We start from the raw sequence: 12,095 nt of genomic DNA, 5'->3' as shown, positions 1-12,095 counted from the left end.
GATCTAGCTCAGGTGCCTGCAATGAAGGCGATTTTGTCGGTGGGCTGCACCTCGATGTGGTAAATTGTATCAGCCGCGCACCGGAATTTGGACGTCGTCGCCGTCGGATTTGACCCGATCGTCCAATGAAACACACCGTCACATGAAAACATGATGTACCGCGTGTTTGCACCAAACGCTGCGGACTGCTGTGACGTCGTGATATCCGCGATCGGCGCCTGCTCGACCACGCGGGACGACCACTTCGGAATGGTGAGAACGTCCTGCGTCGGCCAATCAGCGAATTCGGTAATAAACGCTCGTGTTGCCATCTTCGATCCTCAAAAGAGAAAGCGGGGACGAGGCCCCGCCAGATTGTTGGATGGCTTAGGAGTCCACGGCCGGGATGACGAAGCCGGTCGCGCCGACAACGCCAGTCACCCGGTTCTCGAAGGCCGCAAGGCCAACGGTGGTTGTGAACAGCTTGTCCGAGCTCGTGGTGAGGGTCTGGACATAGTTGTTGTAGACAAACCCCGTCGAGGTCGTGCCGCCGACGTTGATCAGCGAGCCGTTCGCGGTGGTGGCCTGGGCGGTATAGACCTTGTTACCGCCGCAATCGAGGTTGGTCAGCACGCCGGCAGTCACAACGACCTGAGCCGCGTCCGCGGTGCGCGCCAACTTGATCGTGTTGTTCTTCATCACCAGTCCGTCGATGTCGTTCGCGGTGAGGATGAAGGCGTTGACGGAGGTCGTGCCGAGGCCCTTCCAGTAGCAGTTGATGGCGGTGAGGCCATCGACCGTATTGGCCGCGCCGGTCGATTTCACAGCGTTCAGGAAGTTCAGAATGCCGGAAGTATCGCGAACCTCCACATCCTGGAGCGTGAAGTTCTTGGCGGTCGAGAGGGTGAAAGCCGCCGCGATCGACAGAAAGTTGCCGACGACCTGGACGTTCTGGAAGCTGACATCGGCCGCAGAGACGTTGATGGTCGCGGTGTTGGCCGTGTCAATGGTCCATTTCGGACGGCTCGTGCCGGTGCCGAGACCCACAACAGCCACGCCGGCAATGCTCATGGTGAGCGCCGTGGAGCTGGAGATCGTCTCTGCATGGCCGGGCTTGACGAAGATAACGTCACCGCGGCCGGCAACGCACTGCGCAACCGCGCCAGCGAGCGTCGAGAACGGGCTATCGAAGGTGCCTTTGTTGCCGTCAGAGCCGCCTCGTTGGCCCGGCAGAAGGCCAGTCGTGTTGTTCGAGAGCCAGAAGGCCTTGCCGGGGTGGGTCTGCGCCAGCGGAACGCCGCGGATCATGACGCCAGTCGGGAAGCCGTTCGGATAGTTGGACATAGGCATAGGAAGTTCTCCCAATCGACCCCTTTGGGCCTTGGTGAAGGATCAAACCGATGGTGAGAAAGGAAACGGGGGCACAAAGGCCCCCGCTCAGTTTGTCTTAGGCGCCCTGGGTGCCGTAGAGGCCGCGCGGGTCAGTCCAGCCGACCGAGAAGCGCATGGTGCACTTGGCCTTGGCGTTCTCGGTGTCGAAGTCGTTGTCCTGCGTGAATGCAAGAGCGCGACGCTCGAACAACTGGAGGCCATAGTCGCAGTCCGTGCGGATGAACCACGCATCAGCGTCTGTCAGGTAGTGATTGACCGAGTAGTCAAGCATACCCTTCAGGGCGTTGATGGCGTTGTTCGCCGTGTCGTTCTGCTGGTCGGACTTCAGGATGCGCTTCGCGTTGAACATCTCACCGGACGGGATGATGAGTTTGATGCCGCGAAGGTTGATGACATGACCACGATCGTTCTTCGCCTGAGCGATCTGGATCATCATGTCTTCGAGCGAGGCTTCCGACAGATCGGCGTCGGTCGAGAGACGATTCGACCAGGTGCCGGCGGTGCTCGGATGGTCGGTCACGCACAGAGCCTTGGCGTCGCCGCCAGTGTAGGAGGTGTTGAACGCCCGATTGTAGACGTTCGCGACGATGTTCTCCTTGGTCTGCCGGGCAGAGAACGCGAGGCGCTTGATGCGCTTCTTGGAGACCGCCTCATAGAGGTTGTCTTCCATCTCTTCCTGCGTGACGATGTAGCCGAGGCCCCAAACGGTATGGGTATAACGCTTGGTGAAGCCCTGGGTTTCCGAGTCGTAGCTGACGCCCGAGCCTTCCGGCTTGATGGGCATCTGGCCGAAGCCGGTGACGAGGGTATCTTCCTCGTAGTTCTTCGAGGACTTCTCGACCTTGACGAGATCGCGCCACTCTTCCTTGTACTCCCCGTAGGTCGTACCGAAGAATGCGTGCATCCCGGGCCATAGGGCTTTGGGGTGGTTACCAGTGGTGATGGTTCCAGCGGGCATGTGTCAGTTCTCCTTTACACGCCAGCGATCTGATCGACATACTGGTGTCGATTGATCCGGACGATCCACTTGGCGGACGCGCCAACTTCGTTGTTCGGCTTGTTGGCAAGGCCAACAATCTTGAGATCCAACGTGTTGGTGGTGGCTTCCGTGGCGTTGTTCAGCGTGGTGGCAGACAGGCCCGTGGTGGTCGAGGCGTTGGCGACGACGAAGTTGGCGTTGAGACCAATGTCGTTTGCGGTCAAAGCCGTGCCGCCCGCGCTTTCCTGCATTTCGAACAGGACAGTCGGGTCGTCGCAGACGTTGACAATGGTCGCAGTCGAGGCCGCGCGATACACGGTGGAATCGCGGGTGGCCGGCACGACGGAGGTCACGACGCCAACGATGACGTCGCCGGGAGCCGCACGGGTCACGTCAGCATAGGTGATATCGCCGATGAGCTGAGCGGTGCCTGCGAGCTTCACGAAGTCGCCGATGCCGAGCAGCGTACCATCGCCGGCAGCGGTCGAATATGCGTTGGTGTTCCCCATATAGGGGCCAGTCAACGTCCGCACGGGGACAGCCCCGTTCGGGATTGAGGGGTTAGCCATTTAAGGCCTCCTGAATAATGAAAGTGGGGGTGATGGCCCTACTTCCCCGAGACGATGTTTCGTCCGTCCTGGCCGCGTCGGCCACCGGGGACGTATGCCTCTGATCCATTGAGTGCTTCGGAGCCCTGAATCTGTCCCTTGCGCAGCTCTTCATCCCGCGCATCGAGCGATTTCTGCTCTTCGGCCTTATCTGCCTCATAGAACTTGCGCGGCTTGCGCAACAGGACGGCTTCTTCGCCCTCGCTGCGATCCACGGTTCGCTTGACGACAGTTCCTTCCGACGTGCCGGCATCGATCTCGCCATTCGCCGCGGAAACAATGTCGTAATCGTCCATTTGCGTGAGCTGCTTCACGCGGCCGGGCCTGTTGTTGACCCAGCGGTAAACAAAATCAGGGTCTTTGTGCTCTTCGGGCACATAGAGCTTGAGGTTGCGCTCGGCGCCAGAGCCGGCACGACGGCGGCGCTCGGTCTGCACTTCCTCTTGACGTGATTGACGGGCCATCTTCAGCTCTCCAGATACTGCGCAGCGTAGCGTTCGCGCGCCTTTGCAAGGTCTTTCTCGGCGGTCTCGCCCTTTTCGAGGAACAAGCCGTCTTCCTTGATGAACTTGTCGCACTGCGACTTGGCGTCGGCCGGCAACTGCGAATATTTGGTGCGCGAGGCGCCTCCGGATGACCGGGAGCCGCCCTCTACGCGCGAGGCGCGAGGCTTCTCTTCCTCTTCCGGCTCATCCTCTTCCGCAGCCGCAAACTTCTCTGAGAAGCGCTTCGCAACATATTTGCGCGTCTCCTCCAGGTTCTCGGCGAGCGAAAGGCCCGGCTTGTCCTTCAGCAGCCTGCCATGATGGGCATTGGCGAGGGCCTGCATTTCGGCGTCGGTCGTGTACCAGGTGTTATCCGCGATCCAGGCGCCGATGGTGTCCTGAACGTCCTTGGGGAGAGCGCCATTGACGTCCTTCTTGGCGTCCTCAGCCTTCTCTTCCTTGATCTCGGAGGCCTCGTCGAACTTCTTGAGGTCTTCGCGCTCGGCTTGTCGCAGCTTGCGAACCTGCTCCTTGTCACCGACTTCGGTAGCGGCTTCGATAGCTGCGGAATACTTGTCTTCGAGCTGCGTCCTCTGGCGATCCAGCGCAACCTTGGACATCTGCGCCATTTTGGCGACGGTCTTGTTGGTCTCTTCCTTGAAGGACTTGAGATCAGCCCTCGCCTCGTTCAGCTCGTCCTTGAGCTTCTTGTTCTCGGCGCGCATGATCGGGATGACCGTCTCGGCGCGCTCCAGATATTCCTTCGCCTTGACGAAGCCGTTCTTGGGCGGGTTGCCCTTCCACTCCTTGGGCTCTTTCCAGCCCATCGTTTTGGCCTTTTCCACCTCATCAGGGGCGGAATCATCAACGAACTCTTCAAGCGGGGTCAGATCGTCGCTCATGCTCTATCCTCTCAGGCCAGCACTGCGCTGACGTCTTTGTCATTCACGATGCGGTAGTCCGCGCCGTCCTTGCCCTTCACGGCAGCGCCTGCGAACTTCGCAAACATCACCTTGTCGCCCGGCTTCGGCTTCTCTGCATCGCCCCACTCGGCTTTGCCGGCGTAGGTGAATGCGAGGGGAGAAACAGCGACCAACACGCCTTGCATCTGGGCGAACTGCTCACGATCCTTGTGCTCGTCAGGCAGGAAAATCCCGCCCTTGGTCCGCTCCTCAACCTTGATCGGCTGAATCAGAACCTTGTACTCGGTCGGGTACACTCCGCTCGGGTTGTTCATCTTCGATATCCTCATATCTAAGTTCGCTCAGGTCTTTCGCGGCTTCTGCCCGCGCCTTCAGGTCGATCAATTCCTCTGGGTTGCAGATGCCCTGCCCCCATGAACGATCAATCCATTTCTGCTTGTTCTGCTCTGCGAGTTCACCGACACGCTTGAGAACGTGCTCGGTGACGGGATGGGCAAGCCACTCCTCGAACGACTCGCGGTCGATCACGCAGGCTCTTTCTTCTTCTCTTTGGCCTTGGCTTCCATCTGCTCACGGCCCATGGCGCGGTCTTCCGCGGCCTGTACGTCGGCTTGCTCGCGGTCCTTGTCCCGATGCGCGCTTTCCATCTCCGTCCGCTGCATCTCAAGCAGGCGATCGGCAGGGAGCAACTGCGTTTCAACCATCGTCTTCTGCGCCTCAGCGCCGGTCTTGGTCACTTCGACATCGGCCTGGCGGTTCAGCAGCGAGGTTTCAACCTGCGTCTTGTCGGCCTCGGCCGCGCTCTTCTGGGCGCCAGCCATGTTGGCCGCAGTCTTGGACTGGATCTCTTCCATCTGAAGCTGCTCAGCCGGCGACGGGCCTTGCTGTTTCACAACCAGCTTGTCCGGCTCTTCCGTGCCAGCCGCCTCGTAAACCCGCCGCAGCGCCTCTACCGGGTTCTGGATCTTGCCGAATACCGGATGTTCCTGGATCTGCATCAGCAACTGCGCGTGCGTCATGCGCTGCATGTCCGTGACCATCTTCGGGTCAGCCACGGGACAGATATCCATCGACTTCAGGTCGAAATCGACCTTCTCGACCACCTGCTCTTCGTCGTTGAAGGTGTAATAGGCCTTTTCGTCGATGTGCTTGGCGTTCAGGTCGAACAGAAGCCGAAACTCGTCCTTCAGCGCCCGGTAAATGCGCTTGTAGATCGCAGTGAAGACCTTCAGGCCCTGCTCGATCATCGCAAGCGTGGTCGTCGCCGTCTGGGTCTGTCCGTTGGTATCGCCCGTCAAGATGTCCTTGACCGCAGTGATGTCCTTGGCAGCCTCGATCATCATGCCAAGCAAGTTGAATAGGACCGGGCTCGGGCCCTGGAATTGGTGCATGTGGATCTGGTCGCCGAGCTTGCCGCTCGTTTCCACCTGCTCGAACCTGCCCGGCGAAACCTTGATCTGGCCGCCCTTCTTCAGGCGAATTCCTGTCCCGATAAACCCACCACCAGCGTTCTGGAGATGGCCCGCATCCAGCATCTGGTTGATCGTGGTGTCGATCGTCTCGCCAAGGCTCTCCAACAGCCGACCAAAGCCGATATCGTAGAAGCCGCCCTTGGGATCGGGGATAAAGCTGTACTTGACGAAATACTGCTCTTTGGCGATGCGAACGATCTTCTTGCCGTTGTCCTTCACCGACTCCATCGAGAAGTTGGCGACGATGCGAACGACCTGACACGATTCCTTGTGGACCGTGACGATGTACGGCTCCTTGTAGCCGTCCTCGTCGAGGTCAAGGTATTTGTGCTGCTCCAGGAACATGTGCGGAGCATCTTCGTCGTTCTCTTGGCCCTCGGTGACAGGCGCAGGAAGATCGATGTCAAGGAACGTGCCGTTAAGCCTCCGCTCCTCGATGTCCTGCGGGTACAGGAAGATTTCATGGGTGACGGCAGGCGCCTCGTCGAGGCTGCGCACCTTGTTATTGACGACCAGGTGGATGGCCGGGACCATCTCCGACTTGTTGCGGCCCAGCGTCTCCGAGCGCCATACCTTGCGGAAAGCGCAGCCAACAATCGGCAGATGGTGCAACAGGACGTCGGTATCCTCTTCCCACTCCTCCATTTCGTAGAGAAGCTGGTAGGACATGTAGCGGGAGACACGGTCGGCCTTGACGCGCTTTTCGCCCGGCTTCTTGATCCATAGCGGCTCGCCGCTCAGCGGGTCAACGCGGGGGTCGCCGTTGTCGTCCTTGATTGGCACGCCGGAATCGTTGCCGACCACCATGGCCTTGACGATGCGGGAACCGTCGATGATCGCAGGATATGCCCGCGCTCCAAATTGCAGCGCAGCAACCGTGACCAGCGGATATTTGATATTCGCAGCACCATCAAACGGGTAGTTCTTGGGCTTGCGGACCTGGAGCGCGATGTTCATTGCGCGCTCTGAGCCCTCTTCCCAGTCCTTGCGGCTTTCCTTGTCGATCTTGTACTTGCGCTCGACGTCGTAGCCGATCTCAGTCAGCAGCTCCTCACCAGACTTGCGATCAGCCGTTGCCTTACGGTCCAGCAGCAGATCGGCAATGTTCTGCGATTGCTCGTACTCAACTAGCCTCGCCAGCGTTTTCTCAAGAGCCGGCGTGCGCTTGCGCTCGGTTGGCGTGCCGTAGGCCATCAGTAGCCCGTCACGCTTGAGCGGCCGCGGTTGGCGCTGCGGTCATCCTCGTCATCTTCATCGTAATCCTCTGGCGTCTCGTAAGCGACGCACATCAAGCCGAAGGCGTCCGCGCCGTGCGATGACCAGTCATGCTCAGGTCCAAGCCCGACATTGCGCTCGTCATCCGATTTCTTCTCGTGATACCAGCCCAGAGCATCGCGCCCCGGCTCGGTCGTATCCTTGTTGAACCAGATGGACGGGAACAGCCGGCGGGCTGCCTCAATCCGCATCTTGGCCGCGCCCTTGCCCTGGTTCGGGATCACCCGCACCTCGAACTGAGCATCCCTCAGCGCGCTCTCATATGAGACGTCATAAACCTTATCGTTCGTCGCGCCGTCGTGTGGCAGAATGCAGTAGGCCTTGGACCAGCCGCGATCGCGCAACCATTGAACATGCGCTGCAAGAGGCTGCCCAACAGCCTCGTAGTAGTCCAGCACCCGTATCTCGCGCCCGACAAACTGGGCAATCCAGATCGCGCAGGCGTCCGCCTTCAAGCCTGTGCCGCCGATATCCCAGATGGCCCGGATGGTCATTAACGGGTCAGGCGATACGTTGCCGATACGATTGCGCAGCTTGGCCTCTGAGAGGCTTTTGGCGTAGTAGGCGCCTTCAACAACCGTCACGAAGTCGCCTTCCCAGACATGGTCGTATTGGTCAGGGCGCTTCTCCGCGTCGCTTTCGCGCTTGATGTTGAGCTTCTTTGGGAACCACGGATTGTCCCGCCAATTCATCTCAACAATCTTGGACATCGGAGGCGGATCAACGCGAAAGCGCTTGTGCGTCGCGCTGTTCTTCCGCCCCGGATTCCAGGTAACCCAGATCTCCGACTCCTCCTCGCGGACTGTCGGGTCTGCTATCATCCACGCGTCTTCCGAGACTTGTTCGGCCTCGTCCACCCACAGGATCAGAATGCGCGCCTTCGACTTCAGGCTGAAGAGGCTTCGACGCAAGCCGATAAAGGCGAACTCAACCCGGCCGTCTTTGGTCCGGATGTAGCTCTCGCCAAGGTCGTACTTGGCATTTAGCCAAGACTCCTCAGAAATCGCCGCTTTGACCTCGGCAAATGAACTGTCGGCCAGCGAGTTCATGAATTCGCGGCCACAGACCACAACGCCGGTTATGCCGGCCTCCGCGAACACCACCGCACGAACCGCGGCCATCTTGGCGAACGTTCTGGTCTTCGCCGACCCGCGCCCCCCGTAGGATCCGCGATACATGGCCTCGCCAGTAAAGACTGGAACGAGCTTTTCAGGAATCCTTAGCTGAGGGACTGACACCAATCAGCTCGATTCTGGTAAACTTGATCGGCTCTCCGTCTGGATCGCCCCCCACCTGCATCGGGAGAACGCGGCCCAGGAGCGACATAAACGCAACTGGATTTAACGTTGCCTGCATTCTCAAATATTTGACCGTACCGCCGCCGCCCATGTCTTCGCCGGCCAACTCCGCGGCCTCAAGGATCATTTCCTTAAGTTGGGATGTTAGCTTATTCGGCGTGCCCTTGGCGCGGCCACCAGTCTTAGGTGAGCCCTTCGGTTTTGCCATTGTCCAATCTATTCAAATCCAATTCAGATTCAGTCGCAACTAAAGGCGCCGCCACGCCATACGGCCACGACCCAGCGGCGAGCTGCGAATACCAATCCGGAGCCGGCGGGTTCTTCTCCTCGAACTCGGCTTTCTGCTCTTGGCAGTTGAGCTTGCGGGCGATGGATTTGAAGTCGGTGACGATGCTCATGCGCTAATGGCCATTGCGGAATGGGTTGAAGATAGTGAGCAGAGCGATCAGAGCGCCGATAGCGGCCGCGACAATAACCGCAACGATCACCCCGACGATAGCCAGCGCGGTCATCCTAGATCCTGCTCCTCGGCTTGATCTTGCCATTGCGCTCGATGAGCTTGGCCTGACCGTCTCGGATCATGCGGGCGAGAAGCTTGAGCTGTTCGGGGGTCATGCGATGTTCCCTTGAGCAAGGCGAATTTCGTCGTGAAGCTTATTGCGGAGCAAATACCCCTCCAACGCCCAAATCTTGTTGCGGGCATTGTCGCGGGCGATCCGCTTACCAATTGCCTCATCGAAGTTCTCAGGCGACGCAGCCGCGCTCTCGCCAATCACCACGTAGCCATTGCGCAGCTTCAGCGCGCACACAGTCATCGTGGTTCCGGGAAAAACGTGATAGTCTTCGCCGACAATTGTGGCGTCGATCTTGTCCGGCGTCAGGCGTGGCGCATTAAGGCCCTTGGTCTTGATCTCGGCTTCGATGGCAGCTTCAGATGCACTCAGCATGGTTCTTTCCTCGTTGCTGGTGGAATGGTTTCGCGCGGCTGCCCGGCAGGTAAGCGCTCTCGGCACGCAATCGGCCGTATGCAGGGGAGATGCAGCGACTTGGTTTGCTCAAGGCGCCGCGCGAACGGTGAATTTTGGCAAAGAAAACCCTCTGGCCTGAACTATCAAAAGCAGGCCCGGCGGAAAGGGATGCACCCACGTCACCGTTAGGTGACTCCATTGCCTGATTTGATAAGCTTTTCATATCAGGAGGAACACGGATCAGGGTTTGCCCGGGCCCTCTTGCTTCGGCGAGGCCGGCGCCTGACGGGGTCTCGGCGCTGTCGCTCTGCCCTCTGTGGATTGTAATAGCGCGTGAATCTCGCCGGCTCTTGCTTGTCGTGGTCGCCGGCCGCATGTCCCAGGACGATCGGCAGCATCTCCGCGGGCTTGACGCGATGCGGCTTGCCATCCGGATTCGCAGGCACGCGATAGACGCCATAGATGTCCGGAATACCCGCCCATCCGTCGCCATCGGTCATGAAGAAAACATAGCCGGTGAACAGCGCGCACTCTTTCGCATAAGAGCGGCCATCGACGCTCCAGCGCCGCGCATAGGTCGGCACAAACGCCCCGTGGTCCGCCTTCTCAAGGTCGCGGCGGACCACATGCTCCATTCTCGAAACCGTCTGTGCGACGGTCCAATAGCGCTCAACCATATTTCGCCTCCAGCTCTGCGATCCGAGCAGACAGCAGCTTGTGAACCAGCGCCGTGCTGTTCGGAACATCCATCTTGGCGTAGACGTCGGTGCGATGGTCCTCAACCGTTCGGTGGCTGATCTGGAGCGCACGAGCGATCTGCTTGTTCGTCATGCCCTGGATTACCAGATTGCAGACTTCCTGCTGTCGGTCTGTGAGTGATGCTGTCATGGTTGCCCCGTCAAACACTGGATGGTGAAACGCCGCGGTCGATCTGCTCTTCCAACTCGCCTTGGTTCTTCGGCTTGAACGCCAGATCATAATGCTGATAGTGGTGCCGCAACTGCTCTGCCGTGGGCGCAGGTTTGACCACTCTCTTGGCGTCCTCTGGGTCTTCGATCCCCCAATTGTTGCCGTACTTTTCCTTGAGCTGCGCCAAGGTCGGCCGCTCGCCCTTGTCCTCGCGCTCGCGGGCTTCCAACTGTTCCTTGATTCGCTTCAGGCGCAGCTCGTTCTGGATGGTCGGCTCGTTGGCTTCGTCGCAAGCCTCAACAACCTCCTTCACGGTCGGGAGCCAGCCCTTCTTCGACGGCAGGCCTGTGGCCGGATGCGTGACGGCCGTGATGACGTCCTGCGGATATCGCGCGAGAATGGCCGTGATCGCCGCCACGTAGGTTTCGGGATCGTTCGCGTCACCCGTGCGATAGCAGCCGAGGAGAATCTTGGCGCGCATCGCTGCGTAAGTCGTCGAGGCCTCCTGCCGGGCCATCGAACTCGGCAAGTTTTGCGATGAGGTTGTCAGCGGCTTGAATGACGGAGGATTTCGGCTTTGCATGGTCAGGCCCTTTCAGCCTTGCTGCGATCCAGGCAGACGGATCAGCGACTTGATTTCGTTCCGCATCCTCGATCAGGCCGAGGACGATCACAGCGTCATCCGATGCTGCTTTGAGGCACTTCCCGACAAACGAGCGGCATGCGTCCGGCCCCTTGCCGGTCAGCTTGGCCAACTTCGACAGACCATCGCCGAAAAGCCGTTTGCGATGGTCGGGCGCTTCAGCGCCAGAAGCGTTAGCTTCTGAATCTTTCTGCTTCTGCTCTGTATCTGCCTCTGTTGTAGTGCTACGTAGTAGTTCTCGTAGTTCAACTACGAGATCATCGTAGGTGCAGCTACGGCCAGCGGCATTGCTGATGGCTACGCAAATTTTCGTCGGCAGAGAAAACCATTCGCCAGCCTTACGGTATGCCTTCAGAATGTCATGGACATCGACCTCTGAATGCGACCGGCACTTAAACACGGCGAGCACAGAAAGCTTCTCGTGATGGGCCGTTTGCAGCTCTACAATCCTCGCCCACGGGTTTTTCGAGAAACCGATCTTCAAAGCTTCCGCGCCCCACTGCGTGCCTATGACATAGACGTAGCTGTCTTTGCCCTTCGCCGCCTTTGGCTCGTCCGACTTATATTGCCGACCGTTCCAGTTGTGAGGGATGAAGCCTGTTTCAGTTTTATCGAGGAGACCGGCCGCATGAAGCTGCGCCAGTACCTGAGCGGCCTTCGTCGGCTGGATACGCAAGGTGAAGGCGATGTCCTTCAGTGCCGGCAGGTTGCCGCCGTTCGTGGATGCGATGCACATCACGTTGAACCAGGCGCGGAACAGCGCATCCGAAAGAAGTTGCAGCTTCGGATCGTTGACCGCCTCGTTATATGCGCGCCACCAGTGGTTCACAGCATCCCCAAGGCGTGCATGTAGGTTTCCAGGACGGCTTCGCGGTCTGCCCGCTTTTCCGGGTCTTCGGCCCGCATACGAATGATCTGCCGGAGCGCAGCAGGATCGAAAGAGTTTCCTTTGGCTTCGGCGTAGACATCACGAATGTCTGATGCCATCGCCTTCTTCTCTTTCTCCAGCCTCTCGATGCGCTCGATGTACGATTTGAGCTGATCTTTGGCGAACTTGGTCGCGGGCTCGTCTGCCGCGCTATTGTGTCCGATGCTCGGCTCGCTCATTGATTTCCCTCTTCGGTGTCGTGAATCCGCCGGGTACTGGACATGAACAAATCCAGG

18 protein-coding genes are annotated in these 12,095 nt (G+C 59.1%); all 18 read right to left on the bottom strand.

The window, feature by feature from the left end:
* Positions 1-8: 8 nt before the first annotated feature.
* The 18 genes from AB7532_RS15580 to AB7532_RS15495 all read right to left on the bottom strand — a co-directional run bounded on the left by AB7532_RS15580 (position 9) and on the right by AB7532_RS15495 (position 12,023).
* On the bottom strand, positions 9-311 hold the full coding sequence (locus tag AB7532_RS15580; RefSeq protein WP_441235656.1) for a hypothetical protein: 303 nt from the start codon (positions 309-311) through the stop codon (positions 9-11).
* Positions 312-366: 55 nt separating this feature from the next.
* Positions 367-1,329: a hypothetical protein gene (locus tag AB7532_RS15575; protein WP_441235655.1), complete on the bottom strand. Its 963-nt coding sequence runs from the start codon at positions 1,327-1,329 to the stop codon at positions 367-369.
* 97 nt (positions 1,330-1,426) lie between these two features.
* The gene (locus AB7532_RS15570; RefSeq protein WP_441235654.1) at positions 1,427-2,329 is read right to left on the bottom strand and encodes a phage major capsid protein; all 903 of its coding nucleotides are present in this window, start codon (positions 2,327-2,329) and stop codon (positions 1,427-1,429) included.
* Between the two features lie 14 nt (positions 2,330-2,343).
* A complete protein-coding gene (locus AB7532_RS15565; protein ID WP_441235653.1) occupies positions 2,344-2,919 on the bottom strand; it encodes a hypothetical protein in 576 nt (191 codons plus the stop codon).
* A 38-nt stretch (positions 2,920-2,957) separates the two neighbouring features.
* Positions 2,958-3,422 (bottom strand): hypothetical protein, encoded by a 465-nt coding sequence (locus AB7532_RS15560; RefSeq protein WP_441235652.1) that lies wholly within the window; start codon positions 3,420-3,422, stop codon positions 2,958-2,960.
* A gap of 2 nt (positions 3,423-3,424) precedes the next feature.
* Positions 3,425-4,345 carry a hypothetical protein gene (locus AB7532_RS15555; RefSeq protein ID WP_441235651.1) on the bottom strand — a complete coding sequence of 307 codons (921 nt, stop codon included), beginning with the start codon at positions 4,343-4,345 and terminating at the stop codon, positions 3,425-3,427.
* An 11-nt stretch (positions 4,346-4,356) separates the two neighbouring features.
* Complete coding sequence (locus AB7532_RS15550) at positions 4,357-4,680, bottom strand: GroES family chaperonin (RefSeq protein ID WP_441235650.1); 324 nt, start codon at positions 4,678-4,680, stop codon at positions 4,357-4,359.
* On the bottom strand, positions 4,616-4,894 hold the full coding sequence (locus AB7532_RS15545; protein WP_441235649.1) for a hypothetical protein: 279 nt from the start codon (positions 4,892-4,894) through the stop codon (positions 4,616-4,618). The genes AB7532_RS15550 and AB7532_RS15545 overlap by 65 nt, the downstream gene beginning before the upstream one ends.
* Positions 4,891-7,032, bottom strand: coding sequence for a hypothetical protein (locus tag AB7532_RS15540; RefSeq protein ID WP_441235648.1), 2,142 nt, complete (start codon positions 7,030-7,032; stop codon positions 4,891-4,893). Before AB7532_RS15540 ends, AB7532_RS15545 begins: the two co-directional genes overlap by 4 nt.
* The gene (locus AB7532_RS15535) at positions 7,032-8,291 is read right to left on the bottom strand and encodes a PBSX family phage terminase large subunit (RefSeq protein WP_441235647.1); all 1,260 of its coding nucleotides are present in this window, start codon (positions 8,289-8,291) and stop codon (positions 7,032-7,034) included. Before AB7532_RS15535 ends, AB7532_RS15540 begins: the two co-directional genes overlap by 1 nt.
* Before the next feature lie 31 nt (positions 8,292-8,322).
* Entirely contained in the window at positions 8,323-8,619 is a 297-nt protein-coding gene (locus AB7532_RS15530; protein WP_441235646.1) for a hypothetical protein, read from the bottom strand.
* Complete coding sequence (locus AB7532_RS15525; protein ID WP_441235645.1) at positions 8,594-8,809, bottom strand: hypothetical protein; 216 nt, start codon at positions 8,807-8,809, stop codon at positions 8,594-8,596. The genes AB7532_RS15530 and AB7532_RS15525 overlap by 26 nt, the downstream gene beginning before the upstream one ends.
* 213 nt (positions 8,810-9,022) lie before the next feature.
* Positions 9,023-9,358 (bottom strand): Gp49 family protein, encoded by a 336-nt coding sequence (locus AB7532_RS15520; protein ID WP_441235644.1) that lies wholly within the window; start codon positions 9,356-9,358, stop codon positions 9,023-9,025.
* A gap of 245 nt (positions 9,359-9,603) precedes the next feature.
* Positions 9,604-10,056: a transcription termination/antitermination protein NusG gene (nusG, locus tag AB7532_RS15515; protein WP_441235643.1), complete on the bottom strand. Its 453-nt coding sequence runs from the start codon at positions 10,054-10,056 to the stop codon at positions 9,604-9,606.
* Entirely contained in the window at positions 10,049-10,267 is a 219-nt protein-coding gene (locus AB7532_RS15510) for a LuxR C-terminal-related transcriptional regulator (protein WP_441235642.1), read from the bottom strand. Before AB7532_RS15510 ends, nusG begins: the two co-directional genes overlap by 8 nt.
* A 10-nt stretch (positions 10,268-10,277) precedes the next feature.
* Positions 10,278-10,769: a hypothetical protein gene (locus AB7532_RS15505; RefSeq protein WP_441235641.1), complete on the bottom strand. Its 492-nt coding sequence runs from the start codon at positions 10,767-10,769 to the stop codon at positions 10,278-10,280.
* Positions 10,729-11,760 (bottom strand): GIY-YIG nuclease family protein, encoded by a 1,032-nt coding sequence (locus AB7532_RS15500; protein ID WP_441235640.1) that lies wholly within the window; start codon positions 11,758-11,760, stop codon positions 10,729-10,731. Before AB7532_RS15500 ends, AB7532_RS15505 begins: the two co-directional genes overlap by 41 nt.
* Positions 11,757-12,023 carry a DUF2312 domain-containing protein gene (locus tag AB7532_RS15495; RefSeq protein ID WP_441239286.1) on the bottom strand — a complete coding sequence of 89 codons (267 nt, stop codon included), beginning with the start codon at positions 12,021-12,023 and terminating at the stop codon, positions 11,757-11,759. Before AB7532_RS15495 ends, AB7532_RS15500 begins: the two co-directional genes overlap by 4 nt.
* Positions 12,024-12,095 lie beyond the last annotated feature (72 nt).

Source organism: Bradyrhizobium sp. 930_D9_N1_4, from assembly GCF_052076015.1.
Lineage (GTDB): Bacteria > Pseudomonadota > Alphaproteobacteria > Rhizobiales > Xanthobacteraceae > Bradyrhizobium.
The sequence above is the reverse complement of the archived record's forward strand: the minus strand, read 5'-3'. Positions and strand labels throughout refer to the sequence as shown.

Excerpts from the sequence above, each read along its gene's own strand:
- AB7532_RS15580 (WP_441235656.1), bottom strand. The coding sequence starts at position 311 with ATGGCAACACGAGCGTTTATTACCGAATTCGCTGATTGGCCGACGCAG.
- AB7532_RS15575 (WP_441235655.1), bottom strand. The coding sequence starts at position 1,329 with ATGCCTATGTCCAACTATCCGAACGGCTTCCCGACTGGCGTCATGATC.
- AB7532_RS15570 (WP_441235654.1), bottom strand. The coding sequence starts at position 2,329 with ATGCCCGCTGGAACCATCACCACTGGTAACCACCCCAAAGCCCTATGG.
- AB7532_RS15565 (WP_441235653.1), bottom strand. The coding sequence starts at position 2,919 with ATGGCTAACCCCTCAATCCCGAACGGGGCTGTCCCCGTGCGGACGTTG.
- AB7532_RS15560 (WP_441235652.1), bottom strand. The coding sequence starts at position 3,422 with ATGGCCCGTCAATCACGTCAAGAGGAAGTGCAGACCGAGCGCCGCCGT.
- AB7532_RS15555 (WP_441235651.1), bottom strand. The coding sequence starts at position 4,345 with ATGAGCGACGATCTGACCCCGCTTGAAGAGTTCGTTGATGATTCCGCC.
- AB7532_RS15550 (WP_441235650.1), bottom strand. The coding sequence starts at position 4,680 with ATGAACAACCCGAGCGGAGTGTACCCGACCGAGTACAAGGTTCTGATT.
- AB7532_RS15540 (WP_441235648.1), bottom strand. The coding sequence starts at position 7,032 with ATGGCCTACGGCACGCCAACCGAGCGCAAGCGCACGCCGGCTCTTGAG.
- AB7532_RS15535 (WP_441235647.1), bottom strand. The coding sequence starts at position 8,291 with ATGTATCGCGGATCCTACGGGGGGCGCGGGTCGGCGAAGACCAGAACG.
- AB7532_RS15530 (WP_441235646.1), bottom strand. The coding sequence starts at position 8,619 with ATGGCAAAACCGAAGGGCTCACCTAAGACTGGTGGCCGCGCCAAGGGC.
- AB7532_RS15525 (WP_441235645.1), bottom strand. The coding sequence starts at position 8,809 with ATGAGCATCGTCACCGACTTCAAATCCATCGCCCGCAAGCTCAACTGC.
- AB7532_RS15520 (WP_441235644.1), bottom strand. The coding sequence starts at position 9,358 with ATGCTGAGTGCATCTGAAGCTGCCATCGAAGCCGAGATCAAGACCAAG.
- nusG (WP_441235643.1), bottom strand. The coding sequence starts at position 10,056 with ATGGTTGAGCGCTATTGGACCGTCGCACAGACGGTTTCGAGAATGGAG.
- AB7532_RS15510 (WP_441235642.1), bottom strand. The coding sequence starts at position 10,267 with ATGACAGCATCACTCACAGACCGACAGCAGGAAGTCTGCAATCTGGTA.
- AB7532_RS15505 (WP_441235641.1), bottom strand. The coding sequence starts at position 10,769 with ATGCGCGCCAAGATTCTCCTCGGCTGCTATCGCACGGGTGACGCGAAC.